Origin of the sequence: Micromonospora eburnea (genome assembly GCF_900090225.1) — a bacterium.
Classification (GTDB): Bacteria; Actinomycetota; Actinomycetes; order Mycobacteriales; family Micromonosporaceae; genus Micromonospora; species Micromonospora eburnea.
Map to the genome: position 1 here is coordinate 6555320 of NZ_FMHY01000002.1, position 26203 is coordinate 6581522.

Here is a 26203-nt window from a genome sequence, read left to right on the forward strand (position 1 = left end):
CGAACGACACCGACCGGCTGCCCGGGGGATGGACGGCGGACCGGACCGACCCTTAACGTGCGTTAGTTCCCGTCCATCGATCGTGGAGGCCTGATGCGTCCACGCCGCACGCTCGCCGCGTTCGCGGCCACCACCGCCGCCTCGATGGTGGCCGTCGGCATCGCGCCCCCCGCCGCCGGCGCCGCGCCCGCCCACCCGCTCACCGCCGCGCTGACCTGCGGCGGCACGCTGACCGTCGAGGCGGGCGGCACCGCGACCCACCAGGTCACCGTCACCGACGCCGACGTCGCCGACCTCACGGTGACCGCGGTCAGCCCGACACCGGCGAGCGGCTCGATCAGCCGTACCGAGGTCGGCCCGGACGCCGCGGAGGACGGCGCGGCCACCGCGACGCTGACCGCGACGGGCCTTCCGGCCGGCTCGTACGCGGTCACCGTGACCGCGACGGACGCCGACGGCGACACCGCGAGCTGCGACCTCACCGTGCAGGCCGTCGCCGTGCTCTCGGTGGGCGAGGTGCAGGGCCGCACCGGTGACGACGAGGACGCCCGCACCAGCCGGTCGCCGCTCGCCCCGCCCAGCGGCGACGGTGCCAGCTCCGCGCGATACGACGTACGCGGCGTGATCACCCAGCTGTCGCTCACCCGCAACTCCGCCGGGGCTCCGCAGCACGGTTTCTACCTGCAGAGCCGCAAGGGCTCCGAGGACGGCGATCCGCTCACCTCGGACGGCGTCTTCGTCGCCATGGGCTCGTCCACCACCCTGGCCGGCGACTACACCCCCACGGTCGGCGACGAGGTGGTGCTGCGCGCCCGGGTGCGGGAACACTTCGGCCAGACCCAGCTCGCCGACGCGTCGCTGGTGCGCAAGCTCGACTCCGGGCTCGACGTCGACACCGCCGTACAGGTCGACGTCGCCGTGCCGCCGGCCGACGCGGGCGCCGCCGCGCGGTTCTGGGAGCGGCACGAGGGTGCCCGGGTGCGGGTCCGCTCGGGCAGCGGGGTCTCCGCCCCGCGGCGGGTCTACGCCGCCACCGCCGACTCGGAGATCTACCTGCTGGACCGCGAGGACCCGATCATGAAGCGGACCGACCCGTACGCCCGCCGGGTGTACCGGGACGCGCATCCGCTGGACGACATTCCGGGCACCCTCTTCGACAACGGCAACGGCCAGCGGATCCTGCTCGGCGCGGGCGGGGTGAAGGCGACCACCGGAGACGCCACCGCGCTGCTGCCCGAGGCGCGCACCTACGACACGCTCACCGAGGACGCCTACGGCGCCGTCTCGTACGCGTTCGGCAGGTACAGCGTGCAACCGGAGCAGGTCACCCTCACCGCCGGCGCCGACCCGGCCGGGAATCACCCGCCGCAGCCGGCGGACCACGCCAACGAGATCGCGGTCGCCACCTACAACCTCGAAAACCTCTACGACTACCGGGATGACCCGCTCGACGGCTGCGACTTCGTCGGCGACCCGGGCTGCCCCGGGGTCAGTCCACCGTTCGACCATCTGCCCGACAGCGAGGCGGCGTACAGTGACCGGCTCGGCGTCGCGGCCCGGCAGATCGTCGACATCCTGCGCAGCCCGGACCTGCTGCTGCTCCAGGAGGCCGAGGACCAGGACCTCTGTTCGGTGGCCGCCGGCCGACTGATCTGCGGCAACACCGACAACGCCGACGGCGCGCCGGACACGGTGCAGGAGTTGGCGCTGGCCATCGCCGCCAACGGTGGCCCGGCCTACGCGGCGGCGTACGACCGGACCGGCTCGGACGCCCGGGGCATCTCCTCGGCGTTCCTTTACCGCACCGATCGGCTGACGCTGACCGAGGCGACCGTCACCGACCCGCTGCTGGGCGCCGCTCCGACCCTGTCGTACCGCTCGGCCGGGCTGCCGTCCAACGCGGCGGTGCGGAACCCGAAGGCGTTCAACGCGGTGCTGCCGGCCGACGTGGACCGTTCCACCGGGGTGGACGGCGGCAACGTCTACAGCCGGGCCGCGCAGGTGGCCCGCTTCACCGTGGCGGCGACACCGGGCTCGGCCGAACACTTCACCCTCTGGGCGGTCGGCAACCACTACTCCTCCGGCCCGGACACCCGGGTCGGGCAGCGGCGGGAGCAGGCGGCGTACGGGGCGGCCCTGGTGCGGGCCATCCAGGCCGCCGACCCCGACGCCCGGATCGTCTACGGCGGTGACCTGAACGTCTTCCCGCGCCCGGACGACCCGATCGCCGCCGGGCCGGACCCGACCCCGTCCGACCAGCTCGGGCCGCTGTACCGGGCCGGGCTGCGTAACCTCTGGGACGACCTGGTGACGCAGGTGCCGGCCGCGGCCTACTCGTACACCTCGGACGGTCAGGCCCAGACCCTGGACAACCTCTTCGTCAACGACAAGCTGCACGGCGATCTGGTGCAGGCCCGCGCGGCGCACATCAACGCCGACTACCCGACCGACACCAGGGGGCTCGGCGACCGGGGGGCCAGCGACCACGACCCGCAGGTGGCTCGGTTCCGCACCCGCGCGTCGCTGAGCGTGGCGGACGCCTCGGTGGCCGAGGGCGACCTGGGCAGCACCGCCCTGACGTTCAGGGTCACCGTGTCCCGGCCGCTCTCCGAGCCGACCCTGATCTGCGCCAGCACCTACGGCACCACCGCACGGGCCGGCCGGGACTACGACCCGTACGTCGGCTGTCGGACGCTGGCCGCCGGCCGAACGTCGCTCGCCTTCCCGGTGACCGTGCACGGTGACCGGGAGGTCGAGCCGGACGTGCAGCTCAAGCTGTACGTGTCGGGCGGCGGCCCGGGGCTCCGGATCGCCGACCCGGTCGCCCTGGGCACCATCCGCAACGACGACTGACGGCTCGTCGACCGGGTGCCTCCCGGTGCCGGGAGCGCGCTCGGCGGCCACGCACCGGCCCGCCTACTCGTCCAGCCGGGTACGCGGCAGCATGTCGGGCGACCAGCGCAGGTCGTACCGAGGGGCGGCGACCGCCTGGGCGAACGCTCTCGCCGACGCGGGTGAGCTCTCGATGCGCCAGTCCAGTTCCTTGTTCACCTCGAACCAGATGAGGCCGATGATGTCCTGGTAGCCGGCCAGCCCGCGCATCGTCTGCCTGATCCATTCGGCCTTGCGCCCGTTGCCTTCGGCGGCGGCGGTCTCGGTGATCACCAACGGCCGCTTGCTGAAGGTCCGGATCTCCTTGATGGTGGACGCGAAGATCGCGTCGAAGGACCAGCTCGTCGAGAAGGCACCCATGCCGTTGTAGCCGCTGGCCCCCACCCAGTCGACGTACTCGTCACCCGGGTAGAGCCCGGCGAGCCGCGGGTTCTTCGTGCTCCAACGGGCGTTCGGGCTCCACACCCAGATGGCGTTGGTGACTCCGGCGTCCCGGAACACGTCATGCACGTGGCGCCACGCCTTGACGTACTCGCCGGGCCGGTTGCCGTTGACCGTCTCGCACCACGGGTACCAGTCACCGTTCATCTCGTGCGCGAACCGGATGGCCACCGGGTAGCCGAGGGACCCGATCCCCTCGGCCCAGGACCGCAGGTAGCTGTCGAAGTCGCCGCGCGCTATGCGGGACAGCCGGTAACCGGGTTGGTTAGACCGAATCTGGTCGATCTGGCGAGCCTTCAGCTTCTTCTTCCGGGCCGCCTTGTCCACGTCGTAGTCCCACGGTTCCCAGCCCAGCATCGGCAGCATGCCGCGGTCGCTGATCCGGTCGAAGAGCGTCCGGTCGAACCGGTCGGACGCCCAGCCCGCGCTGAAGAGCATGACCTGCGGCTGGTACCTGGCGGTCGCCGTGAAGGTGTCCAACGCCGTGAAGTCGTGCGGGCCCTTGTCGGTCATGACACCGATGAACTTCTTGCCGGACGGCGGAAAGACCGCCGCCGGTGGACGGGGTGAGACGCTCGACCCGGCCGGCGCCACCGCCTCTGCCGTCATCATCGCGTTCGCTTCGGGCAGCACCGTCCCGCCGGGCGGGCTGTCCTGCCGGTCCCGCGACAGAGCGGCCGGTGCCACGGCGAAGGCGTACGCCAGCAGCAGCGTGCCGATCAACACCATCCCGACGCGCGGCAGAGTCAGCCTCACCATCGCACACCTCCGTTCGCCGCCACCGGTGCCGTCGGCGCGGGGCGCTCCTCGTTCCCGACGTGAGCGACCGTGGCGGCCTCGTCGGCGCGCTGCTCCCGCCTGGCCCGGACGTTCGACCCGAGCGCGATCAGCGGCGGGCCGAGACCGGTCAGGATCGTCAGGATCGGCCACACCCGCAGCAGGGTGAAGTCGTTGCCCAGCGCGACACTCGCGCCGAGCAGGCCGGCGGCGACGGCCGCCCAGCAGAGGTGCAGCCGGAAGGTGCCGAGCGACTCGATGGTGCGCAGCTTCCCCTTGGCCGTCACCACGAACCCGAGCTTGCGGCGCAGCAGCGCGCCGACACCGGCGGCCACGTAGACGGGCCCGGCGAAGAGTGCCAGCGCCATCCCGACCATGCCGATCTCCTCCCGTTCGTGGGGCGCGATGTTGAACCGGCGCAGCCAGAGCCACAGCACGAACCAGGTGCCGAGGGTCGAGCCCCACAGCATCGACCACACGGTGACGTCGAGCTGCGCGGTGCTCACCCCGGTGAGCAGGTACAACGCCGTGGCGACGTTGCCCAGCAGCAGACTGACCGCCACGCTCGGGTAGTAGAACTGCAGCAGGCGGTACTGCCAGCGCCGACGGGACGGCAGGGTCCGTGGCGCGCGCAGTTCGGGACGTACGAGAATCTCGCAGATGCCGGCCGCCCACCGCTTCTGCTGGTTGAAGTAGTCCGCCCACGACGTCGGGCCCTCGCCGATGGCCACCACGTCCGGGGTGTAGACCCCCTTCCACCGGTTGCCCGTCTCCGGGTTGACGGCGGCGTGGACGCGGATGCTGGTCAGGTGGTCCTCGATGATCGAATCCTGGTAGCCGCCGATGCTCCGCCACGCGGTCGGCCGGTAGAGGTGCCCGGTACCGGTGAGCAGGGGTGCGTCCAGGCCGTTGCCGCCCCGGGCGATGAGGCCGTTGTAGAGGTACTGCTGGACCGACGCGCCGTGCGCGACGAAGTTCTGGTGCATGTTGCCGTAGACCTGCGGCGTCACCACGAAGGCGACGTCCGGGTCGCGGAAGTAGCCGAGCGTTCGTTCGAGGAAGTTGGGCAGCGGCACGTGATCCGGGTCGACGTTGGCCACCACGTCGTACCGGTGCTCGTGTTCGGCCCGCCAGGCGTTGTGGTTGCCCGACTTGGTCCTGGCCCGGAACTCGCCGCTGGGCTGGTTGTACTCCGGCCGGCCCCGCCTGCTGAAGTGGTGTACGCCGAGCCGGGCGGCCATCGCCTTCACCGCCGGGTCGTCACCCTCGTCGAGGATCCAGACGTCCACCTGGCCGCAGTACACGAGCTGCCGTAGCCTGCGCAGGGTCCGCTCGGCGACGTCGAGCGGCTCCTTGCTGGGCACGATCGTGGTCAGCAGGGCCACCCGCAGCCCGACCGGCGGATCGACCGGGACCGGGTCCTTGGCGTTGAACGCGAACGCCCAGACGACCACGTTCTGCGCGAGCCGGATCAGCTCGACGCCGACGACCACGCAGAAGCCGAGCCGGGCCGCCATCGTCCGCCAGTCGCCGAGCCCGATCACGCCCGACCCGGGTACGTGCTCGGGCAGCAGCAGCCAGCCGATGAACAGCAGGCCGGCCGCGCTGTTGACGAGGACGAGCAGGGTCAGGACCACCCGGGCCGCGGGCGAGGCGACGGGACGGAACTCGACCGCCGCCCGCGGGTGGCGGGGCGCGACCAGCGGTCCGGCGGTCGCCCCGCACCTCGCGTACGCGAGCCGAGCCCTGATGTTCAGCTGACGGCGGTCCGGGTGCCGGCCGGAGGCCGGTTGCCCGGCGGGGGTTGTCGGTGGTCCGGCGTAGGACGGTCCCTCCTTCCTGGCCGGAGACAGGCGTGTTTCGGCGGCGACGGCCACGTTTCCCCCATGAGTGATGAGTAGTGCGGATCTCGCGGGCCCACCGGCCGGTCAGCCGCCCGTACGCGTCCCGGCCCGGATCGCCGGTCCGCCCCCGAGCCGGGCCAGCGCGACCGCGCCGAGCGTCGCCCAGGCCGGCAGCGTGAAGAGCAGGTACCGCGGCTCCCAGATCGGTGTCGCCTGAGCGGTGACCAGCAGCGCGAGCGGCGGTAGCGCCGCCCACGCCGAGTAGACGGCGGCGGAACGCCGCAGCGGGAGGCTGAACAGCGCCAGCCCGAGCAGCACGGCCCCCAACGCGGCGTGGCCGAACAGTTGTCCGGGCAAGTCGGCCAACGCCCGGAGGTTCGGTTCCGCGACCGGCCCGAGCCACGCCCCGGGCCGCCGGTCGAACCAGAGCAGGACGGCCGCGGGCAGCACGCCCGCCGTGGCGGCCGCCAGCCATCGGGCGGCCGCCTCGCGCCGGAAGGCGAGCACGGTCCAGCCGTGGCCGACGAGGAGCAGGAGCGCGACGACGTGGCACAGGCCGAGCGCCACGACCGACCCGGCGTAGAGGGCGAGGCGGCGCTTCGCCGGCCGGTCGAGGGCCGGCACGAGAAGCGACGTGGCGAGCACCGCGGCGAAGAGCGCCAACGCGTATGGCTGGGCCTGCTGCGCGTATCGGGCCGAGGTCGGCAGCAGCGCGAAGATCGCACCGGCCAGCAGTCCGGTGCCCGGTCCGAACGCCCTGGTCGCGGCCGCGGCGACGAGTGCGGCGGCCGCGGCCATGGCCAGCACGGACGGTCCGCGCAGGGCGGGTTCGGAGGCGCCGAACAGCTCTGCCGACGCCCGGATCAGCAGGTGGTAGGGCGCGACGGCGGCATCGCCCGGGTGCAGGATGTCCCGCCATGGTGACGTGGCCGCGCGCCAGGACGCCTCCTCCCCGGCCCGTGGTCCGGGTCCGCCGGCCCCGAGCAGGCTGATCGCGGCCATCATCAGCGCCGGCACCAGCCACGCCGCCAACCGCCAGCCCGGGGCGGCGGACGGCGGACGGTCGGGGACGGTGCCACCGCCTTCCCCCCAGGGGTCCTCCAGGCTGGCCTCCGCCGGCCCGAGCCGGGGCAGGACCATGGTTTCCGCGTCGTTCATCCTGACTCACGCATCTCGGTGGTTCCGGCGGTCCAGGCCCGGGGGCGCCCTGCGGCGACGCCCTGGACGGCGTCCTGGTGGCGTGCGGACCCGAGCAGCACGAACCACGCCAGGGTTCCGCCGAACTGCTCGGTGTCACCTCGGAGCATAATGAGCCAACTTCGACACCGCGCCGCTTATGCGGCATAAGGGACAAAAGACGCAAGCCCACCTAGTGCGAATGGCGCGAAACCGTAGCCGATCGCCGTCCGGACGACGGTGGCCGCAGAAGCGGTATGCCTCCGCGGCACACCGCTCAACGGCGTGCGCTCAGCGGGCGGCCCGCCGGTTCAGGAAGCGCCCGGCGCGGCCCCGCCGTCGGCGTAGACGAGATCCATCGTGTCGGTACGCCCGGACCACCGCAGGTCGAGATGCCAGCAGCCGGCCCGCGGCAGGTCGATGATCGACGGGCCGGGCCCGCCGTCGACCTCCCGGGTCACCCGGGTGTCGGTGCCGTCCAGGGTCGCGGTGACCACCAGGTCGGCCGACAGCGCCGGGTCGGCCGGCGTCGGACCGGTGCGGGAGACCCAAAGGATCTTGTTGTTGACGCCGTCCCTCCGGTCCACGGTCAGCGGATGACCGAACAGCACCGCGACGATCTCACCCCGCACGCCGAAGACGTGCGGGACCCGGGCGTCCCCGCTGAACCCGGCGTCCGCCCAGTCGGGCAGGGCCCCCGTCTCGATCCGCGACCCGCACCCGGTCGCGGTGGACGCCGCCGCGCTCGCCCCGACCGGGGTGCCCGGCGACGCGGACGGCGTCGTGCACCCCGCCGCCAGGACCACCACCGACCCGAGCGCCAGCTTCCTCCATGCACCCATCTCGCGCCTCCCTGACCAGCGTCTGCCTACCCACGACCAAAGTCGTGGACACGCCCACTGTCAGGACACCGGCCAGGCGCTCGGGGATCCGGTGGGTCGCCGGTCAGTAACGCCGGCGGAGCAACTGGGCGGCCTCGACCGCCCAATAGGTGAGGATGATCTGCGCGCCGGCCCGGCGGATCGAGGTCAGCGTCTCCAGCATCACCTGTTCCCGGTCGATCCAGCCGTTCGCCGCGGCTGCCTCGACCGTCGCGTACTCGCCGGAGACCTGGTAGGCGGCGACCGGGACGTCCACCGCGGCGCGGACCGCCGACACCACGTCGAGGTACGGCAGGGCCGGCTTGACCATCACCAGGTCGGCACCCTCGGCCACGTCCAGCTCGACCTCGCGCAGCGACTCCCGCAGGTTCGCCGGGTCCTGCTGGTAGGTGCGCCGGTCGCCCTCCAGGGCCGACTCGACGGCATCCCGGAACGGGCCGAAGAAGGCGGAGGCGTACTTCACCGCGTACGCGAGCACCGCCACGTCCTGGTGCCCGGCCGCGTCCAGGGCCCGGCGGATCGCGCCGACCTGGCCGTCCATCATCCCGGACGGCCCGACCATGTGGACCCCGGCGTCGGCCTGGGCGACCGCCATCCGGCCGTACTCCGCCAGGGTGGCGTCGTTGTCCACGCCGCCGTCGGGGGTGAGCAGCCCGCAGTGCCCGTGCGAGGTGAACTCGTCCAGGCAGAGGTCGGCCATCACCACGGTGGCGTCGCCCACCTCGGAGACCACGTCCCGGATCGCGGCGTTGAGGATGCCGTCCGGGTCGAGGCCACCCGAGCCGGACTCGTCCCGGCTCGCCGGCACCCCGAAGAGCATGATCCCGCCGACCCCGGCCTGGACCGCCTCGACGGCGGCCTTGCGCAGCGAGTCCCGGGAGTGCTGGAGCACCCCCGGGAGCGACGCGACGGCCCGGGGCTCGGTCAGCCCCTCCCTGACGAACATCGGCACGACCAGCTCGGCCGGGTCGACGCGGGTCTCGGAGACCAGCCGCCGCACGGCCGCGTTACGGCGCAGCCGGCGGGGCCGGATCTCGGGGTACGGCATGACGGGCCTCCCTAGCGACTAGCGGAACCTCAGGGCGGTGGGACCCTGCACCTTGGAGCCGCGGCGCTGCTTGGCCGGCATGGCGGCCAGCTTCTCCCGCAGCTCGACGGCGTAGGCGGCGAGCGCCTCCACCAGGTCGGGCACCGAGGCGTGCGCCGGCTGCACGTCGACCCGCAGGCCGAACTCCGTCGCCGTCTCCGCCGTCTTGGGTCCGATGACGGCAACAACGGTACGCGCGTGCGGCTTCCCGGCGATACCGACCAGGTTCCGGACGGTGGAGGACGAGGTGAAGAGCACCGCGTCGAACCCGCCCGACTTGATCGCGTCGCGGATCTCGGCCGGCGGCGGCGCGGCCCGCACGGTCCGGTACGCGGTCACGTCGTCGACCTCCCAGCCGCGCTCGGTGAGCCCGGCGGCCAGGGTCTCGGTGGCGATGTCGGCACGCGGCAGCAGCACCCGGCCGACCGGGTCGAGGATCTCGTCGTGCGGCGAGAACTCGGCCAGCAGGCCCTCCGACGTCTGCTCACCCGAGGGCACCAGCTCCGGCTGGATGCCGAACGCCCGGACCGCGTCCGCGGTGGCCTCTCCGATGCAGGCGATCTTCACACCGCCGAAGTGGCGGGCGTCGAGACCGTGCTCGGCGAACTTCTCCCAGACAGCCCGCACCGCGTTCACCGAGGTGAAGACCACCCAGGCGTACCGGCCGTCGACCAGGCCCTTGATCGCCCGCTCCATCTGGGCGGGGGTACGCGGCGGCTCGACCGCGATGGTCGGCACCTCGCACGGGATCGCCCCGTACGCCCGCAGCCGGGCGCTCATCACGCCGGCCTGCTCCTTGGTCCGGGGTACGAGCACCTTCCAGCCGTACAGCGGCCGGTTCTCCCACCAGCTCAGCTTGTCGCGTTCGGAAACGCCCGCACCGATGGTGAGCACGACCCGGCCGGTGAAGCCGAGCGCCGCCGCGACGAAGGAGTCCACGGTCGACGTGGTGGTGTACTGCGTCTCGCCGGTGCCGTCGCCGGTCACCCCGACACCCGTGGCGCCGTCCACCCCGGCGGCGAGCAGGCCGTCCCGGATCGCGGCCAGGTCGCCGGCGTCCACGGCCAGGGCCAGGGAGCCCCGGCTGACGGCCGCGGCCAGCGCCTCGAAGTCCAGCGCGGTGACGTCCTCGACGTCGGCGGCGGTCCGTACTCCCGGCAGCGGCACACCCGCGTAGGCGGCCACCCCCTCGGCCTGGCCGACACCCGGGACCACCTCGAAGTGCGCGGCGGTACGCGCCACCGCCTGCACCTCCTTGACCACCGAGTCGTGGCCGAACGGGTCACCGGCGACCAGGTGCACCGCGTTCAGCCCGGAGCGGGCCGCGGAGATCAGCACCTTCGCCACGTCCCCCGGTACGCCCTCCGCCGGGCTGAACTGGGTGTCGGACTTGGCCTGCGCGCGCACGTGGTCGAGCAGCGACTCGGGGAGTCCCCGGTCGTACACCACCTGGTCGGCGTCGACCAGGGCGTCATGCGCCCGGCGGGTCAGCAGGCCCGGGTCGCCGGGACCGGCCCCGACGAACGCGATACGGCCTACGGGCTTACGGGTGCGGGTCATTCTGTGCTCCCAAATTGCTGGGTCCCCGGGCCGGCGTGTCCTTCTTGGCCGAGGATCGAGTCGGCGCCGAGTTCGAGGAGTTCGGCGGCGAGTGCCTTGCCGATCTCCGCCGCGTCGGCGGGCGTTCCGGTGCGGGACAGCCGGAGGTCACGGGTACCGTCCGGGCTGATCACCGCCCCGCGCAGGTAGATCTCATCGCCACCCTCGCCACCGGCGAGCGAGCTGGTCGGCTCACCCTCGGCGATAACGGCATAGGCGGCGACGGGCGCGCTGCACCCGGCCTCCAGGGTGGCCAGCAGTGCCCGCTCCGCGGTGATCGCGGCGCGGGACGGTGCGTGGTCGAGCACCGCGAGCAGCTCGACCAGGTCCTGATCGTCGATCCGGCACTCCACCGCCAGCGCGCCCTGGGCGGGCGCGGGCAGCATCAGCATCGGATCGAGCGTCTCGGTGATCACGTCGGTCCGGCCGAGCCGGGCGAGCCCGGCCCGGGCCAGGACGACGGCGTCGAGGTCGGCGTCCGGGCCGAGCACCCGGCCGAGGCGGGTGTCCACGTTGCCCCGGATCGGGGTGACCTCCAGCTGCATCCCGAGCGCGTGCAGCTGGGCGATGCGGCGCAGCGCGCCGGTGCCGACCCGGGCGCCGGACGGCAGCTCGGCGAGCGTACGGCCGTCCCGGGTGATCAGCGCGTCGCGCGGGTCCTGCCGGAGCGGCACCGCGGCCACGTGCAGGCCGGGGGCGTCCGCCGTGGGCAGGTCCTTGTACGAGTGGACGGCGAAGTCGATGGTGCCGGCGGTCAGCTCGTCCCGCAGCGCGGAGACGAAGACGCCGACGCCGAGCCGGTGCACCGGGGCCGCCGAGCGGTCCCCGGCGGTCAGCACCTCGACCAGCTCGACCTCCCGGCCGGTGGCCGCGGTGAGGGCCGCGGCGACGTGGCCGGACTGGGCCATCGCCAGCGCGCTGCCCCGGGTACCGAGGCGCAGGGGGGCGGTCATCGGGCACCTCCGCTGAACGGGATGTCGAAGTCGCTCGCCGGCACGTCCGCGATCTCGAACGACGGCCGGCCGGTCGGGTCGGTCTCCACCACGTCGGGCACGGTGTCGACCGGGGAGGTCTGCGGCACCTCCAGGTCGAACAGCTCGCGCAGCAGGGCCGCGTACTGGTCGCCGCCGGGCTCGGCGGCGAGCTGGCGGACCCGTACGGTCGGCTGGTGCAGCAGCCGCTGCACCACCCGGTGCACGGTGCGGGCCACCTCGGCGCGCTGGTCGTCGGTGAGGTCGGGGCGGCGCTGGGCGAGCCGGCGCAACTCGGCGGTGACCACGTCGTCGGCCCGCCCGCGCAGAGCGGCCACGGTGGGCGCCACGTCGGCGCCGCGCAGCCAGTTGAGGAACGCCTCGACCTCGGCGGTGACGATCCGGGTCACCTCGGCGGCGTCGGCGGCGGCGGAGCCGTCGGCGAGGATCGCGGCCATCCGGTCGATGTCGATCACCTCGACGCCGGGCAGCTCGGCGACCCCCTCCTCGACGTCACGCGGGACGGCCAGGTCGAGCAGGACCAGCGGGCCCCGGTCGGCGTCCCGCCGGGCCAGCGCCCGGGTCACCACGTCGTGGGTGAGGACCGGTTCCGTGGCGGCGGTGGCGGCCACTACGATGTCCACTGTGGAGAGCGCGTCGACCAGCTCGGCCATCGGCACGGCGTGCGCGCCGTACGATTCGGCCAGCCGGACGGCCCGGTCCGCGCCACGGTTGGTGACGGTGAGCGGGGCGGCACCCAGCCGGGAGAGGGTCGCCACGCCGAGCGAGCCCATCGCGCCGGCGCCCACCACCATGGCGGGCCGGCCGGCCAGGTCGCCGTCGAGCAGGTCGGCGGCCAGGTCCAGGGCGGCGGTGACCACGCTCTGACCGGCCCGGTCGATGTTGGTCTCGGCGTGCGCGCGCTTGCCCACCCGCAGCGCCTGCTGCATCAGCTCGTGCAGCAGCCGGCCGGCGGAGTCGGCGCCGCTGGCCGAGTGGTAGGCGTCGCGGAGCTGGCCGAGGATCTGCGCCTCGCCGACCACCATCGAGTCCAGCCCGGCGGCGACCCGGAAGGCGTGGTCGACGGCGGCGGCGTCGTAGTGCACGTAGAGGTGGTTGGCGAGCGCCGCCGGCGGACAGCCGGCCTGCTCGGCCAGGACCGCGCAGACGTCGCCGAGGCCGCCGTGGAAACCGGACACGGCAGCGTAGACCTCCACCCGGTTGCAGGTGGAGACGAGCACGGCCTCGGCGACGTAGGGCTGGGCGACCAGCCGGTCCAGGGTGCGGGTGAGGTCGGCGGGTGGAACGGCCAGCCGCTCCAGCGTGGCGACCGGGGCGGTGCGGTAGGACGCGCCGACGACGAGCAGTTTCACGTGCCGATCGCCTCCTGGGTGTCGGTGGCCGCGAGCCCCCCGGGCAGAGCGGTGAGGGCGGACCCGCCGGTGGCGGGGAGCGCGGTCAGCGACGCCTTGCGGTGCTCGTGGAAGGACAGGATCTGCAGCTCGATGGCGAGGTCGACCTTGCGCACGTCGACCCCCTCCGGAACCGAGAGTACGCACGGAGCGAAGTTGAGGATGCTCGTCACGCCGACGGCGACGAGCTGGTCGGCCACCGCCTGGGCGGCCGACGCCGGGGTGGCGATCACTCCGATCGAGATCGACTCCTCGGCCGCCACCTGGGGCAGCTCGTCGATGTGCCGGACGACCAGCCCGTTGATCTCCTCGCTGACCCGGGCGGGGTCCGCGTCGAAGAGCGCGGCGATCCGGAAGCCGCGGCTGGCGAAGCCGTCGTAGCCGGCCAGGGCGTGACCGAGGTTACCCACGCCGACCAGGGCGACCGACCGGCACTGGGTGAGCCCGAGCACCGACTCGATCTGGTCGATCAGCAGGGCGACGTCGTAGCCGACGCCCCGGGTCCCGTACGAGCCGAGGTGGGAGAGGTCCTTGCGGAGCTTCGCCGAGTTGACGCCGGCGGCGTTGGCCAGCCCCTCGCTGGAGACGGTCTCGTCGCCCGCGTCGGCGAGGGCATGCAGGGCGCGGAGGTATTCCGGGAGCCGCGCGACGGTCGCCTCGGGCAGGTCAGGGAGCGCCGGTACGGTACCGGCGCGACCGGGCGCGCCAGGGTGACGGTGCTGACTCATGAGACTCCGTGCGGTGCGATCCTCGACCAGCGTCGGCGGCCGGTCGTTTCGGGACTCCCGCTGGCAACCGAGATTGCCGGCTGTGCTAGCAGGGCGCGTCGGGACTACAGAGTAGGCGCTTGTGAAGAGGTGCACAAATCGCGATCTTGCTGGCCCGTGACGCGTCGCCACCTGCCCCTCCATCCCGCAAGATCGATAAACCGCGCGCCAACCGCGCCGATCGGCATTATTGCTCAATCCCGACTTCTCTGACCAATCGCGCGCGCTCGGTCGCGCCGTGTCACCGCCGTGGCGGGGCGGGCGTCACGCCGGGTAGGGAGAACCCCACCCCGGAGAGGCCGGTGCGCGGGATGGGTCGGGCCGGTCCCGCGCCATAGCCTCGACACATGACCGCCGTACCGCTGGCCGCCCCGCCCACGCCCACCACACCCGCGTCCGGACTCGCCCGGCAGCTCCTCCGGGACTCCGGATACGTGCTGTTCGGCCTGCCGCTGGCGCTGGTCGGCTTCGTGCTGGCGGTGACGGGCGTCTCACTCACGGCCGGGCTGCTGGTCACCACGCTCGGGCTGCCCGTGCTCGCCGGCACCCTGTACGCGGCCCGCCTGCTGGCCGATCTCGAACGGTTCCGGCTGCCCGCCGTGCTCCGGCAGCCCCGGGTCCGTCCCACCTACCTGGCACCCGTGCGGGGGGCCGGCTACTGGCGCCGGCTCCTGACGCCGATCCGCGACCCGCAGTCCTGGCTCGACCTGCTGCACGCCTTCATCAAGCTGTTGGTGACGTTGCCCACCTTCGTGGTGCTGGTGGCCTGGTGGGCGCTGGCCATCGCCGGCACCCTCTACCTCAGCTACGACTGGGCGCTCCCGCGTGGCCCGGGCAACCAGGACCTCAGCCAGCTCCTCGGAATGGGCGACGGCGCCGATGCGCGAATCGGCCTGAACACCGCGATCGGCCTGTTCTGCCTGCTCAGCCTGCCGCTGGTGGCCCGGGGCTGCGCCCGGCTCCAGGCCGGCCTGGCCCGGCTGCTGCTGACCGGGGTGGCCGAGATGCGCCACCGGATCAGCACGCTGGAGGAGCAGAAGCGGGCCGCCGCCTCCGCCGAGGCGTCCGCGCTGCGCCGGCTGGAGCGGGACATCCACGACGGCCCGCAGCAGCGCCTGGTCCGCCTCGCGATGGACCTCAGCCGTGCCCGCCAGCAGCTCGCCGCCGATCCTGAGGCGGCCCGGCAGACCCTGGACGAGGCGGTCACCCAGACCCGGGAGACCCTCGACGAGCTGCGCGCCCTGTCCCGGGGCATCGCGCCGCCGATCCTGGTCGACCGGGGGCTGCCCAGCGCCCTTGCCGCCCTCGCCGCCCGCGCCCTGGTCCCCACCGAGCTACAGGTCGAAGACGACCTGGGTACGCCCGCGGGACGGCTGGACCCGGCGGTGGAGACCACCGCGTACTTCGTGGTGGCCGAGGCGCTGACCAACGTCGCCAAGCACAGCGCGGCCACCACCTGCCGGGTGCTGGTGACCCGCCGGGTCGGCCGGCTGGACATCACCGTGTGGGACGACGGGGTGGGCGGGGCCCACCTCGCCAAGGGGCACGGCCTGACCGGCGTCGCCGACCGGGTACTGGCCACCGGCGGCACCCTGGACGTGACCAGCCCGGTCGGCGGGCCCACCGTCGTACACGCCGAGCTGCCCCGGTGAGCCAGGTCGACGTACCGCCTCCGGACGGCGGGCTCACCCCCGCGGATCGGCCCGGATCGGCCGGGGACGACGGGGACGTGGTAGACACCGGAGCCATGCGGGTGGTGATCGCGGACGACGCCGTACTGCTCCGGGAGGGGCTGGTCCGGCTGCTGACCGAGTCGGGGCACGAGGTGGTGGCGGCCGTCGGGGACGGAGACGCCCTGGTCGAGGCGGTGGCGACGCACCGGCCGGACGTGTCGGTGGTGGACGTGCGGATGCCGCCCTCGCACACCGACGAGGGGCTGCGGGCCGCCGTCGAGGCCCGCCGACGGGTGCCGCGTACGCCGGTCCTGGTGCTCTCCCAGTACGTCGAGGTGTCGTACGCGGACGACCTGCTCGCCACCGCTGGCGGAGCCGGCGGGGGCGGCATCGGCTACCTGCTGAAGGACCGGGTGGCCGCGATCGACGAGTTCCTGGACGCGCTGGGCCGGGTGGCCGCCGGCGGCACGGTGCTGGACCCGGAGGTGATCAGCCAGCTGCTGGTCCGGCGCCGGCGCGACGACCCGCTGGCCGCCCTGACCCCGCGCGAGCGGGAGGTGCTCGCCCTCATGGCCGAGGGCCGCTCCAACACCGCCATCGCCAAAGCCCTCGTGGTCAGCGACGGCGCCGTGGAGAAGCACGTCCGCAACATCTTCACCAAACTCGACCTCCCCCCGGACGCGACAACCCACCACCGCCGAGTCCTAGCCGTCCTGACCCACCTCCGCGCCCCCTCCTAGCGAGTTGATCAAGAGGTTTGCGTCTGACTCACGCGAACCCCAGACGCAAACTTCTTGATCAACAAGGAGGGCGGTGGCGGTGACGGGGTCAGGGGAGGGTGCGGGCCAGGGTGACCGCGTCGGTCAGGGTGTCGGCGCAGGGATGACCGGAGCGGCGGAGGCGGGTGGGGTCGGATAGGCCGCCGGTGTAGAGGACGCAGGGGGCGCCGACCGAGCCGGCGGCGTCGGCGTCGTCCAGCGAGTCGCCGATCAGCACCACCTCGTGGCCACCGAGCCCCAGCTCGGCCAGGTGCTTGGCCAGCCATTCGGCCTTGTGCCCGCCGCCCACCGCGGCCCGCAGCCCGTCCACCCGGCTGAAGTGCGGGGTCAGCCCGTACGTGCGGACGGTCGGGACCAGTTCGTCGTGGAACCACATGGACAGCAGCGACTGGCTGCCCGGCCAGGCGGCGATCGCGGTGGTCGCGTCGGCGGCCAGCCCGCAGCTGGTCAGCCCGGTCCGGTACGCGTCGTGGAAGATCCGGTCGAGCCGGCCGAACGCCTCATCGTCGATCGCCCGGCCGAGCATATCGGCGTAGTAGTCGGCGATCGGCCGGCGGAACCGCACCCGGTGCTCGTCGGCGGTGACCACCGGACCGCCGGCGCTGGCGAAGGCCACGTTGGTGGCGCGGACCACCAGGTCGAGGTCGTCGAGCAGGGTGCCGTTCCAGTCCCACACCAGGTGGCGTCGCGCAGTGGTCATCGCTGCACTGTAAGGGCCGGTCAGAGCTGCGGCGTGGTCAGGTCCCGCAGCAGCCGCCCCTCCTCCACCCGCCAGTAGCCGTGCTCCTTGCCGTCGAGCAGCACCACCGGCAACCGGTCGCCGTACTCGCGTTCCAGCTCGATGTCCTCGGTGACGTCCTTCTCGATCCAGCGGTCACCGGTGACGGCCACCACCCGGTCGAGCGCCGCCTTCGCGTCCTCGCACAGATGGCAGCCGGGCCGGGTGATCAGGGCGAGCCGGGGGTCACTGCTGGACATCGGGTACCTCCGTGCGGATCCGGGTCGGCGGTGCCGGAGACACCGCCGGGCGAAGCTCGGTCGGACCGGGCCAGGTTACGCGCACAGGGCCCGAGCAGCTCCTCCGCCGCCCGGAACCGTCGGCGCGGGACCGCCGCCGCCGGACCGTCGGCGCGACACGCCGAAGGTGCTACGCAAATCGCTCCGACCAGGATTTTCCACTCAAGACCCAACTCCGACGCAAAAGTCAACCGCACACGACGGACAACCGGTCCGCCATGGGTGCGACAGGGCGGGAAATACTTCCGCTCTGTGTAACGGACTTGCCACGCGTGGGTGACGTTGGCCCTATCATCACTCGGGTCGGCTCACCCCATTTGCCGTGAGTCGACACCCCTCAGCCCGAGGAGGCCCCCGTGCCTGTGAGCGCATTGGACCAGCACCTCAAGGGGATCTGCCGCCCGTCGGCACGTCCCGGAACGGCCCTGCCCGGCCGGGGTTTAGGCCGTCCCGCGGCGACGCCGCGACGGCCGTGCGCCGAGTGGATCGGGGAGGCGCGGTGACCACGTTCGGTTACGCGGAACGGCCGGCCGGGGTGACCAGCCCGACCCAGCGGACACCGGTCAACGAGCGGCTGGAGTCGCGCGCCTCGACCGAGGAGATGCGGAGCCTCGCGGTGCGGGCGGGCGAGGGGGCGCGACGGCTCCGCAACCGCTCGCACCCCAACGAGGCACCGCCGCGTCCGGCGGTGCCCGGCGGCAACGCGAAGCCCGCCACCAGCCGGCTCAACACCCCGGCCCGGCCGACCATGCCGGCGCAGGGCCGCCGGGTGGGCGACGCTCCGATGACCGCCGATCCCGGCGAGACCGCCGTGCTGCCGGCGGTGCCGGCCGCCGACACCGCGATCCTGCCGGTGGTGCCGGCCGCCGCGACCCCGGCCACCGGCTACCCGAGCCGCCCCGATCCGTCCGACCCGGCGACCGAGGTGTGGGCGCTGGTCGAGCGGGCGCAGGCCGGCGAGGCCGAGGCGTTCGGCCTGATCTACGACCGGTACGTCGACACCGTCTTCCGCTTCGTCTACTTCCGGGTCGGCAACCGGCAGCTCGCCGAGGACCTCACCTCCGACACCTTCCTCCGGGCGCTCAAGCGGATCGGCAGCTTCACGTGGCAGGGGCGCGACCTGGGCGCCTGGCTGGTCACCATCGCCCGCAACCTGGTCGCCGACCACTTCAAGTCGGGGCGGTACCGGCTGGAGGTCACCACCGGCGACGTACTCGACGCCGATCGGGAGGACCGGGGGCCGGAGGGCAGCCCGGAGGCGGCGGTGGTCGAGCACATCACCAACGTCGCGCTGCTCACCGCGGTCAAGCAGCTCAACCCGGAGCAGCAGGAATGCATCGTGCTCCGCTTCCTCCAGGGCTTCTCGGTCGCCGAGACGGCCCGCGCGATGGGCAAGAACGAGGGCGCCATCAAGGCGTTGCAGTACCGGGCGGTCCGGGCGCTGGCCCGGTTGCTGCCCGACGGTTTTCAGCCCTGATCCCCCACCCCTCGGCGCTCCGTCGGGTGTGGACCCTGTGCGCCTCCACCCAGCAGTGACGACGATCACTCCTTGTGATTAGCCATCGCCGCCCCCGTAACCGCCGACCGGCGCGGTCCGTTTCTCCGGGTGCGACCAGTGGTTGTCCCGGCGTCCCCCGGGCCACCCGGTCCGGCGGGTACGGTCGATCGTTCCTCCTCGACCGTCGGCGTCACGCTGCCACCGGTCGCTGGTGACGACAACGGCCGAGGAGGCCGTGACCAGCGAGAGGGGGTGCCTGCGGTGGACAGCGACCTCTTCTCCCGTCGGCGTGCCGAGCGCTTCGCACAGCTCCTCGACGAGGCCAACGGCGGCCGGCGGCACCATGTCCGCTCCCGGGCCGACGACGAACTCGCCGCGCTCGTCGCGGTGGGCCGGCGACTCGCCGCCGACCCACCGGCCGTCGAGGTCGACGCGGAGTTCCGCACCGGGCTGCGCGCGATGCTGGTCGCCACCGCCGAGCGGGAGGGTGTCGGGGCCCCGGCGCAGCCGACGACCGCCCCGGCCAGCACCGGCGTACGCGCGGTGACCGGGCGACGGGTCCGCGCCCGGGGCGCGATCCTGGTCGGGGTGGCGGCCGGCGCGATCGCCCTCTCCGGCATCTCCGCCGCCAGCGAGAACGCGCTCCCCGGCGATGCCCTCTACGGCATGAAGCGCTCCACCGAACGGGCCCAGCTCGCCCTGGCCAGCTCGGACGTGAGTCGCGGCCAGCTCTTCCTCGACTTCGCCCGGACCCGGCTCGACGAGGCAGCCACGGTCCATGGCGACCGGGTCGGGTTCAGCGCCGTCCTGGACGACATGGATGCGGACACCCGGCAGGGCGTACGCCTGCTGGCCACGGCGGCCGTGCAGCGCGCCGACGCGACGGGGCTGAACGCGATCGACGCGTTCGTCACCGGCCAGCGGCGCGCGGTCAGCGGGCTGCTGGACCGGGTGGACCACGTCGAGCGGGACCGTACGCACCGGTCGCTGGACCTGCTCGACGCCGTCGGCCGGCGCGCCGACGGGATTCGCGCCGCGATCGCCTGCGGGCTGTCGGCGCCGGTGGCCAGCGACGCGCTCGGCCCGAATCCGGACGCCTGCCCCGCCGACCGCTGACCGCCCGGCCCCGGTCGGCGCGGGAGCCTGCCGTCCCCGCCACACCGCACGCCGTGGCCGTCCGCCCGGCACACCCGCCCGGATAGGCTCGACAGGCGGGGATGCCGAGGGAGGAGGTCACCATGGTCCGGACCCGGAAGGTGACGGTCAGCACCGACGCCCACGGCCACACGGTCACCGGCTCGGAGGCCCCGGAGGCAACCCGGGAGGCCCCGACGCCCGACCCCACCACCGCCGCCGCCTTCTTCGACGTGGACAACACGATGATGCAGGGCGCCTCGATCTACTGGTTCGCCCGCGGGCTGGCCGCCCGGAAATACTTCACCACCGGCGACCTGGCCCGGTTCGCCTGGCAGCAGGCGAGGTTCCGACTGTTCGCCACCGAGCGCGCCGGGGACATGTCGCAGGCCAAGGAGGCCGCGCTCGCCTTCATCCAGGGCTGGCGGGTCGACGACGTGGAACGGCTCGCGGAGGAGATCTTCGACGAGCTGATGGCGCCCCGGATCTGGGCCGGCACCCGCCGGCTGGCGCAGCGGCACCTGGACGCGGGTGAGCGGGTGTGGCTGGTCAGCGCCGCCCCGGTCGAGATCGGCCGGGTCATCGCGACCCGGCTCGGGCTGACCGGGGCCATCGGCACCGTCGCCGAGGTGGTCGACGGGACGTACACCGGCCGGCTGGTCGGCGACCTCATGCACGGGCCGGCCAAGGCCGAGGCGGTGACCCGGCTCGCCGCGCTCGAAGGGCTGGTCCTTGACCACTGCGCGGCCTACAGCGACTCCGTCAACGACCTGCCGATGCTCTCGGTCGTGGGTCACCCGGTGGCGATCAACCCCGATCCGGCGCTGCTGCGGCAGGCCCGCCGGCGCGGCTGGGACGTCCGGGACTTCCGCACCGGACGTCGGGCGGCCAAGATCGCGGTGCCGTCGACGGCCGCCGCCGGGCTGCTCGCCGGCGCGGTCACCGCCGGTCTGGCGCTGCACCGCCGCCGTCACCGCGCCGACTGATCCCGCCCTGGCACTGGCCACAGGCCGGCAACTTCGGGGAAACTGCTGCCTCCCGCCCCTGGCAGGCAGCACCTTCGGCGAAGTTGCGCGGACCTCGGACCCGCTCGGGCAGGGACGGGTCGGGCGTCAGGGGCCGAACGGGTCGGGGCGGCGTTCGAGGAGCTTGTACAGGGTCTGCTGGATGGTCTCCCGCACCTGGTCGGCGAGGTTGAACACGACCAGCGGGTCGTCCGCCGAGTCACGCAGGTGCGCGGTGGGGATCGGTGGACAGAACTCGATCAGCCACTTGCTCGGCAGCGGCACCATGCCCAGCGGCCCCAACCAGGGAAACGTCGGCGTGATCGGGAAGTAGGGCAGCTTGAGCAGCCGGGCGAGCGGCTTGATGTCGGCGAGCATCGGATAGATCTCCTCGCCGCCCACGATCGCCACCGGCACGATCGGCGTGCCGGTGCGCAGCGCGGCCGAGACGAAGCCACCCCGGCCGAACCGCTGGAGCTTGTAGCGGTCGGCGTAGAGCTTGCCGACCCCCTTGAACCCCTCCGGGAAGACGCCGACCAGCTCGCCGTTGCCGAGCAGCCGTTCCGCGTCCGGGTTGCAGGCCACCGTCCCGCCGGTCTTGCGGGCGATCTCGGAGACCACCGGCATCCGGAAGACCAGGTCGGCGCCGAGCAGCCGCAGATAGCGATGTGCCGGGTGCTGGTCGTGCAGCGCGGTTGCCAGCACCAGCGCGTCCAGTGCGACGGTGCCGGCGTGGTTGCCGACCACCAGGCCGGGACCGGATTCCGGCACGTGCTCCACGCCGCTGACCTCGGTGCGGAACCAGTCCCGGTAGAGCAGCCGGACCAGCGGGTGGAAGACCGCGTCGGTCAGCTCCGGATCGAAGCCGAACTCGTCCACCTCGTAGTCACCGGAGAGCCGCCGCCGCAGAAAGGCGAGACCGTTGGCGACCTTGCGGTCCCAGTGGTCGCCGGGCCGGTCCGCCACCGCCGGCCCGGGCGGCGCGACCGGGGCGTCGGCCCGCGGCTCGCCCGCCGCCTCCGCCGGCTCGTCGGCGGAGGTGTCCGGCTCGTCGAGCGACGTGTCCGGCCCGCCGCTCGGTGCCGGGTCGGCGGCGGTCGCCGCGGTGCGTCGGTGCCCGTTGCGCCGCGCCGGCTCCGCGTCCGGCCCGGGCACGGTCAGCGGTACGTCGTAGCGGGCCTCGCCCGGCTCCTCGGGCCCGCTCACGGCCGCTCCCGCACGGCGGCCCGGGCCTGCCGGATGCCCTCCAGCACCAGCCACTCGGCTACGGCGAGCTGGTCCCGGGTCACCACCACGCCGCCGTGGTGCGCCCGGATGAAGTCCTCGAAGGCGGCGGCGGTCGAGCGGGGCGTGAAGCCGAACTCGCGTTCCAGCCTCGTGGTGTCCACCACCCGGCCGTGCACGAAGAGGTCGACCTGGTCCAGCCCGTACCGGCCGAAGCCCAGGGTGCGGGCGATCGCGGCGGCCCCGGACATCCCTGGTTCCAGCACCGGTACGGCCACCCGGCCCGCCCGGCGGATCGCCTGCGACAGGGAGAGCACCCCCGGCCCGGCGACGTTGTACGTCCCCGGGTGGTCCTCGGCGACCGAGCGGTGCAGCACCTCCAGGGCGTCGTCGAAGTGGACGAACTGGAGCCGGGGATCCCGGCCGAAGACGGTGGGCACCACCGGCTGGGAGAAGTAGCGGGTGAGCGTGGTGTCCGCGGTGGAGCCGATGAACGGCGCGAAGCGCAGCACGGTGGCGGTGACGTCGGGGCGGCGGCGGCGGAACCCGCGGACGTACCCCTCGATGTCGAGGATGTCGCGGCCGAAACCGCCGCGTGGCACCTCCCGCGGCTCGGTCTCCTCGGTGAAGACGGCGGGGTCGCGGAACGACACACCGTATGCGGCGGTCGAGGACCGGACCACCAGCTTGCGCAGCCGCGGCGCCCGCTGGCAGGCGGCGAGCAACTGCATGGTGCCGATGACGTTCTGTTCCTTCATCGCCGCGCGGCCGCCGTGCTGCGGATCGGGCGCGCTGACCAGCGCGAGATGCACCACCGCGTCGACGTCCAGGTCGATGAGCAGGGCACTGAGCGAGTCGAGGTCGAGGCGAATCCGCTCGACCCCGTCCAGCAGGTCGGTGAGCTCGGCGCCGGGGGGCGCCGGGTCGACCCCGATGACGCGCTCGATGCGCGGGTCGGCGGCGAGGCGCGCGGCGACGTGCGCGCCGAGGTAGCGCCCGACCCCGGTCACGACGACGACCCCCGGAGCACCGGGGGTGCCACCGGGGGTCATGTCGCGCGCCTTGCCCGGCAGGCGGGATCGAGCCGAGACGTCCACGGCCTGATCACCTGAGCCTCCGACGGTCGACTGTTGGCAAGTGTTGCCGGGTGCCGGGCCGCAGCCCGGCCCCGGTCACTTGCCGAGACGGCGACGCTGGACGCGGGTCTTGCGCAGCAGCTTGCGGTGCTTCTTCTTAGCCATGCGCTTGCGGCGCTTCTTGACCACCGAGCCCATACGACAGCCTTTCGATGCAACATGCGGGGCGGACCGGGCGACACCACCACGGGTGGCGTCGATGACCGCTTGCGGACAACGGACCGGACCAGCGTAGTGGGCAGGGCACACCGGCATGCGGTCACGATCGGAGTCCAGGGTAGCCGGAGCGCGTCAGCAGGACCAACGCGCCCCCGTCGATGCCCGTTACGTCGCACTCGACGGCCTGGCCGGCGGCGCGTCAGGCGGTCTCCTGAAACGCACCCCGAAGGTACTCGTGAACGGCGTGCTCGGGCACCCGGAACGATCGACCGACCCGCACCGCGGTCAGCTCACCGCTGTGCACGAGACGATAGACCGTCATCTTGGACACCCGCATGACCGTCGCCACCTCGGCAACGGTCAGGAACCTGACATCCGACAGTCGAGCGTCGGACTGCGACCCGGCCATGGCTCACCGACCCATTCCCGTGCCCGGCGCGTGCCGCCGGGGCGGGTTGCTCCCGCCACGACGAGCGACGCGCGTGTTACCAGTACGGTAGCGGGACGGCTGTGACCGGCGCGATCCCTTCCTGCGATTGATCATGGAACGCCCGCCGCCTCCCCGCTCACCACCTGGCGTTTTCCACCCGGAAGAGCGGCACGTCCGATCCCGTGAGCGGGTCCCCGGAGCAGCCGGGCTGGCTCCCGCTCCGAGCGTCACTCGGCCCGCAGCGCCACCACCGGATCGAGCCGACCGGCCCGCTGGGCCGGGACCACCCCGAAGACGATGCCGACCCCGGCCGATACGCCGAAGGCGAGCGCCAACGACCACCAGGTGATCGCCGCCGGGATCGGCGAGACCGCGTCGACCAGCAGCGCGGTGCCCACGCCCAGCGCCATCCCGGTCAACCCGCCGATCGAGGTGAGCAGCACCGCCTCCAGCAGGAACTGCACCCCGATGTCCCGGGGTCGGGCGCCGACCGCCTTGCGCAGGCCGATCTCGCGGGTCCGCTCGCGTACCGAGACGAGCATGATGTTGGAGACCCCCACCCCGCCGACCAGCAGCGAGATGCCGGCGATCGCGGCCAGTACGCCGGTGAGCACCCCGAGGATGTCGCCGAGCACACCGAGGATCTGCTGCTGGGTGACGGCGCTGAACTCGGTGTCCGGGTGCCGGCGGGACAGCTCCGCGACGATCCGGTCGCCGAGTTGGCCGATCTGCTCCCGGTCCGGGGCCTTGACCGCGATGCCGTCGATCCGCTGGGTGCCCCAGAGCCGCTGCGCGGCGGTCACCGGGATGTGCACCTCGTCGTCCCGGTCCACCCCGAGGCTCTGACCGAGCGGGGTGAAGACGCCGATCACCCGGAACCGGACCCCGGCCAGCGCGAGCTGCTGGCCGAGCGGGTCCCGGTCGGGGAAGAGCGCCCGGGCCACCGACGCCCCGAGCACCGCGACCCGCCGGCTGGTGTCCACGTCGGCGCCGGTGAGGTAGCGACCCCGGGCCAGCGAGCGGGTGAAGACCGCCGGGGTGGTTTCCAGGACGCCCTGCACGGTGGCGAAGTCGGATCGGGTGCCGGCCCGGACGGTCGCGCCGGAGGCGATGGTGACGGCCACCCGCCCCGGGTCGCCCACCACCCGGGAGACCGCGTCCACGTCCTTGAGATCCAGCGGCGAGACCACCGGGGCGTTGCCGACCTCGATCCGACCGGGAACCACCAGCAGCAGGTTGGAGCCGAGCCCCTCCACCTGCTGCTCGACCATCTGCTTGGTGCCGGTGCCGATGGCCACCAGCAGCACCACCGAGGCGACCCCGATGATCACCCCGAGCATGGTCAGCGCGCTGCGCAGCCGGTTCGCCCGCAGCGCGTCCAGCGCCACCCGCCAGGCTTCGGTGATCCTCACGTGGCACCCCCGGGCATCGCCTGGTCAGCCGCCGGACGCGGAAGACGTCCGGTGGCTCCGGCGGCGCCACCGGAGCCACCGGACGGGTGCCCCGGGCCGTGTCCGGACGCGGACCGGGGCTCCGCGCTGGGAGCGCCGTCCAGTGTCGCAGGTCCACCGGGACCGCCGGACAGCGGTCGATCATGAATGGTGTCGGACCGGATCAGGCCGTCACGTACGGCGATCCGCCGACGGGCCCGGGCGGCCACCTCCTGGTCGTGCGTCACCATCACCAGGGCCACCCCGGACTCGGCGTTCAGCCGTTCCAGCAGCTCCAGCACCGCCTCGCCGGTGGCGGTGTCCAGGTTGCCGGTGGGCTCGTCGGCGAGCAACACCGCCGGGTCGGTGACCAGGGCGCGGGCGATGGCCACCCGCTGCTGCTCCCCGCCGGAGAGCTGGTTGGGCCGGTGGTCCAGCCGGTGCCCGAGCCCGACCCGGCCGAGCATCGCCGCCGCGCGTTCCCGCCGCTGCCGCGCCCCGACCCCCCGATAGACCAGCGGCAGCGCGACGTTGTCCACCGCCGACGTCCGGGGCAGCAGGTGGAACGCCTGGAAGACGAAGCCGATGGTCTCGTTGCGCAACGCCGCCAGCTCGGGCGCGCCGAGGGCGGCCACGTCCCGGCCGCCGATCACCAGCCGGCCGCCGGTCGGCCGGTCCAGCCCGCCGAGCAGGTGCATCAGGGTGGACTTGCCGGAGCCGGACGGTCCGATCACCGCCACGTACTCGCCGGAGGCGATGGTGAGCGACACCCCGCGCAGGGCGGGCACGGTCACGCCGTCCAGCTCGTACGTCCGGGACACGTCGACCGCCTCGATCGCCGGCACCCCGGCGGGCAGCGCGGGCACCGGCCG

Annotated in this window: 23 protein-coding genes; 6 read left to right on the top strand and 17 right to left on the bottom strand. The window is 73.4% G+C overall.

Annotated features, from left to right (window positions below; all coding sequences use genetic code 11):
• The first annotated feature begins 93 nt into the window (after positions 1 to 93).
• Positions 94 to 2853 carry an endonuclease gene (locus GA0070604_RS28585; RefSeq protein WP_377593087.1) on the top strand — a complete coding sequence of 920 codons (2760 nt, stop codon included), beginning with the start codon at positions 94 to 96 and terminating at the stop codon, positions 2851 to 2853.
• Positions 2854 to 2916: 63 nt separating this feature from the next.
• Here GA0070604_RS28585 and GA0070604_RS28590 read toward each other — a convergent pair whose 3' ends face one another.
• From GA0070604_RS28590 to GA0070604_RS28630, 9 genes are all read right to left on the bottom strand, one after another.
• Positions 2917 to 4092 (bottom strand): glycoside hydrolase family 26 protein, encoded by a 1176-nt coding sequence (locus GA0070604_RS28590; RefSeq protein WP_091125452.1) that lies wholly within the window; start codon positions 4090 to 4092, stop codon positions 2917 to 2919.
• Positions 4086 to 5987, bottom strand: a complete 1902-nt coding sequence (locus GA0070604_RS28595) for a glycosyltransferase family 2 protein (protein ID WP_244162109.1) — start codon at positions 5985 to 5987, stop codon at positions 4086 to 4088. The genes GA0070604_RS28590 and GA0070604_RS28595 overlap by 7 nt, the downstream gene beginning before the upstream one ends.
• A gap of 51 nt (positions 5988 to 6038) precedes the next feature.
• A complete protein-coding gene (locus GA0070604_RS28600) occupies positions 6039 to 7112 on the bottom strand; it encodes a glycosyltransferase family 39 protein (RefSeq protein WP_091125455.1) in 1074 nt (357 codons plus the stop codon).
• 329 nt (positions 7113 to 7441) lie between these two features.
• A complete protein-coding gene (locus GA0070604_RS28605; RefSeq protein ID WP_091125459.1) occupies positions 7442 to 7972 on the bottom strand; it encodes a hypothetical protein in 531 nt (176 codons plus the stop codon).
• A 103-nt stretch (positions 7973 to 8075) separates the two neighbouring features.
• Positions 8076 to 9059: a porphobilinogen synthase gene (hemB, locus tag GA0070604_RS28610; protein ID WP_091125462.1), complete on the bottom strand. Its 984-nt coding sequence runs from the start codon at positions 9057 to 9059 to the stop codon at positions 8076 to 8078.
• Positions 9060 to 9077: 18 nt separating this feature from the next.
• Positions 9078 to 10658, bottom strand: a complete 1581-nt coding sequence (locus tag GA0070604_RS28615) for a bifunctional uroporphyrinogen-III C-methyltransferase/uroporphyrinogen-III synthase (protein ID WP_091125466.1) — start codon at positions 10656 to 10658, stop codon at positions 9078 to 9080.
• Positions 10655 to 11650, bottom strand: coding sequence for a hydroxymethylbilane synthase (gene hemC / locus GA0070604_RS28620; protein ID WP_091125471.1), 996 nt, complete (start codon positions 11648 to 11650; stop codon positions 10655 to 10657). The genes GA0070604_RS28615 and hemC overlap by 4 nt, the downstream gene beginning before the upstream one ends.
• A complete protein-coding gene (locus GA0070604_RS28625) occupies positions 11647 to 13041 on the bottom strand; it encodes a glutamyl-tRNA reductase (protein WP_091125475.1) in 1395 nt (464 codons plus the stop codon). Before GA0070604_RS28625 ends, hemC begins: the two co-directional genes overlap by 4 nt.
• Positions 13038 to 13808 carry a redox-sensing transcriptional repressor Rex gene (locus GA0070604_RS28630; RefSeq protein ID WP_091125479.1) on the bottom strand — a complete coding sequence of 257 codons (771 nt, stop codon included), beginning with the start codon at positions 13806 to 13808 and terminating at the stop codon, positions 13038 to 13040. The genes GA0070604_RS28625 and GA0070604_RS28630 overlap by 4 nt, the downstream gene beginning before the upstream one ends.
• Before the next feature lie 386 nt (positions 13809 to 14194).
• Here GA0070604_RS28630 and GA0070604_RS28635 point away from each other — a divergent pair, with 386 nt between their 5' ends.
• Together GA0070604_RS28635 and GA0070604_RS28640 are read left to right on the top strand one after the other, a co-directional pair.
• Positions 14195 to 15499, top strand: a complete 1305-nt coding sequence (locus tag GA0070604_RS28635; RefSeq protein ID WP_091125483.1) for a sensor histidine kinase — start codon at positions 14195 to 14197, stop codon at positions 15497 to 15499.
• Between the two features lie 95 nt (positions 15500 to 15594).
• On the top strand, positions 15595 to 16260 hold the full coding sequence (locus GA0070604_RS28640) for a response regulator transcription factor (RefSeq protein WP_091127478.1): 666 nt from the start codon (positions 15595 to 15597) through the stop codon (positions 16258 to 16260).
• An 88-nt stretch (positions 16261 to 16348) separates the two neighbouring features.
• On the opposite strand, the gene GA0070604_RS28645 is transcribed toward GA0070604_RS28640, so the two are convergent.
• Together GA0070604_RS28645 and GA0070604_RS28650 are read right to left on the bottom strand one after the other, a co-directional pair.
• Positions 16349 to 16999 carry an HAD family hydrolase gene (locus GA0070604_RS28645; RefSeq protein ID WP_091125486.1) on the bottom strand — a complete coding sequence of 217 codons (651 nt, stop codon included), beginning with the start codon at positions 16997 to 16999 and terminating at the stop codon, positions 16349 to 16351.
• Between the two features lie 20 nt (positions 17000 to 17019).
• A complete protein-coding gene (locus tag GA0070604_RS28650) occupies positions 17020 to 17277 on the bottom strand; it encodes a glutaredoxin family protein (RefSeq protein WP_091125490.1) in 258 nt (85 codons plus the stop codon).
• A 640-nt stretch (positions 17278 to 17917) separates the two neighbouring features.
• Between GA0070604_RS28650 and GA0070604_RS28655 the strand changes: the two genes are divergently transcribed.
• From GA0070604_RS28655 to GA0070604_RS28665, 3 genes are all read left to right on the top strand, one after another.
• A complete protein-coding gene (locus tag GA0070604_RS28655; RefSeq protein ID WP_377593214.1) occupies positions 17918 to 18793 on the top strand; it encodes an ECF subfamily RNA polymerase sigma factor, BldN family in 876 nt (291 codons plus the stop codon).
• A gap of 282 nt (positions 18794 to 19075) precedes the next feature.
• Positions 19076 to 19930: a DUF5667 domain-containing protein gene (locus GA0070604_RS28660; protein WP_091125497.1), complete on the top strand. Its 855-nt coding sequence runs from the start codon at positions 19076 to 19078 to the stop codon at positions 19928 to 19930.
• Positions 19931 to 20052: 122 nt separating this feature from the next.
• Positions 20053 to 20934 carry an HAD family hydrolase gene (locus GA0070604_RS28665; RefSeq protein ID WP_091127479.1) on the top strand — a complete coding sequence of 294 codons (882 nt, stop codon included), beginning with the start codon at positions 20053 to 20055 and terminating at the stop codon, positions 20932 to 20934.
• A gap of 126 nt (positions 20935 to 21060) precedes the next feature.
• Here GA0070604_RS28665 and GA0070604_RS28670 read toward each other — a convergent pair whose 3' ends face one another.
• From GA0070604_RS28670 to GA0070604_RS28695, 6 genes are all read right to left on the bottom strand, one after another.
• The gene (locus GA0070604_RS28670; RefSeq protein WP_091127481.1) at positions 21061 to 21918 is read right to left on the bottom strand and encodes a lysophospholipid acyltransferase family protein; all 858 of its coding nucleotides are present in this window, start codon (positions 21916 to 21918) and stop codon (positions 21061 to 21063) included.
• 236 nt (positions 21919 to 22154) lie between these two features.
• Positions 22155 to 23228: an NAD-dependent epimerase/dehydratase family protein gene (locus tag GA0070604_RS28675; protein ID WP_091127480.1), complete on the bottom strand. Its 1074-nt coding sequence runs from the start codon at positions 23226 to 23228 to the stop codon at positions 22155 to 22157.
• A 120-nt stretch (positions 23229 to 23348) separates the two neighbouring features.
• Positions 23349 to 23450 carry a 30S ribosomal protein bS22 gene (locus GA0070604_RS28680; RefSeq protein WP_007465623.1) on the bottom strand — a complete coding sequence of 34 codons (102 nt, stop codon included), beginning with the start codon at positions 23448 to 23450 and terminating at the stop codon, positions 23349 to 23351.
• A 220-nt stretch (positions 23451 to 23670) separates the two neighbouring features.
• On the bottom strand, positions 23671 to 23880 hold the full coding sequence (locus GA0070604_RS28685) for a helix-turn-helix domain-containing protein (RefSeq protein ID WP_046564428.1): 210 nt from the start codon (positions 23878 to 23880) through the stop codon (positions 23671 to 23673).
• Positions 23881 to 24128: 248 nt separating this feature from the next.
• The gene (locus GA0070604_RS28690) at positions 24129 to 25313 is read right to left on the bottom strand and encodes an ABC transporter permease (protein WP_091125501.1); all 1185 of its coding nucleotides are present in this window, start codon (positions 25311 to 25313) and stop codon (positions 24129 to 24131) included.
• Entirely contained in the window at positions 25310 to 26176 is an 867-nt protein-coding gene (locus GA0070604_RS28695) for an ABC transporter ATP-binding protein (RefSeq protein ID WP_091127482.1), read from the bottom strand. Before GA0070604_RS28695 ends, GA0070604_RS28690 begins: the two co-directional genes overlap by 4 nt.
• Positions 26177 to 26203: the final 27 nt, after the last annotated feature.

Bases quoted from the DNA above. Each gene is read 5' to 3' on its own strand.
- GA0070604_RS28675 (WP_091127480.1), bottom strand. From the start codon at position 23,228: ATGACCCCCGGTGGCACCCCCGGTGCTCCGGGGGTCGTCGTCGTGACC.
- hemC (WP_091125471.1), bottom strand. From the start codon at position 11,650: ATGACCGCCCCCCTGCGCCTCGGTACCCGGGGCAGCGCGCTGGCGATG.
- GA0070604_RS28590 (WP_091125452.1), bottom strand. From the start codon at position 4,092: ATGGTGAGGCTGACTCTGCCGCGCGTCGGGATGGTGTTGATCGGCACG.
- GA0070604_RS28650 (WP_091125490.1), bottom strand. From the start codon at position 17,277: ATGTCCAGCAGTGACCCCCGGCTCGCCCTGATCACCCGGCCCGGCTGC.
- GA0070604_RS28600 (WP_091125455.1), bottom strand. From the start codon at position 7,112: ATGAACGACGCGGAAACCATGGTCCTGCCCCGGCTCGGGCCGGCGGAG.
- GA0070604_RS28645 (WP_091125486.1), bottom strand. From the start codon at position 16,999: ATGACCACTGCGCGACGCCACCTGGTGTGGGACTGGAACGGCACCCTG.
- GA0070604_RS28585 (WP_377593087.1), top strand. From the start codon at position 94: ATGCGTCCACGCCGCACGCTCGCCGCGTTCGCGGCCACCACCGCCGCC.
- GA0070604_RS28665 (WP_091127479.1), top strand. From the start codon at position 20,053: ATGGTCCGGACCCGGAAGGTGACGGTCAGCACCGACGCCCACGGCCAC.
- GA0070604_RS28640 (WP_091127478.1), top strand. From the start codon at position 15,595: ATGCGGGTGGTGATCGCGGACGACGCCGTACTGCTCCGGGAGGGGCTG.
- GA0070604_RS28630 (WP_091125479.1), bottom strand. From the start codon at position 13,808: ATGAGTCAGCACCGTCACCCTGGCGCGCCCGGTCGCGCCGGTACCGTA.
- GA0070604_RS28680 (WP_007465623.1), bottom strand. From the start codon at position 23,450: ATGGGCTCGGTGGTCAAGAAGCGCCGCAAGCGCATGGCTAAGAAGAAG.
- GA0070604_RS28635 (WP_091125483.1), top strand. From the start codon at position 14,195: ATGACCGCCGTACCGCTGGCCGCCCCGCCCACGCCCACCACACCCGCG.
- hemB (WP_091125462.1), bottom strand. From the start codon at position 9,059: ATGCCGTACCCCGAGATCCGGCCCCGCCGGCTGCGCCGTAACGCGGCC.
- GA0070604_RS28655 (WP_377593214.1), top strand. From the start codon at position 17,918: ATGCGGAGCCTCGCGGTGCGGGCGGGCGAGGGGGCGCGACGGCTCCGC.
- GA0070604_RS28685 (WP_046564428.1), bottom strand. From the start codon at position 23,880: ATGGCCGGGTCGCAGTCCGACGCTCGACTGTCGGATGTCAGGTTCCTG.
- GA0070604_RS28615 (WP_091125466.1), bottom strand. From the start codon at position 10,658: ATGACCCGCACCCGTAAGCCCGTAGGCCGTATCGCGTTCGTCGGGGCC.
- GA0070604_RS28605 (WP_091125459.1), bottom strand. From the start codon at position 7,972: ATGGGTGCATGGAGGAAGCTGGCGCTCGGGTCGGTGGTGGTCCTGGCG.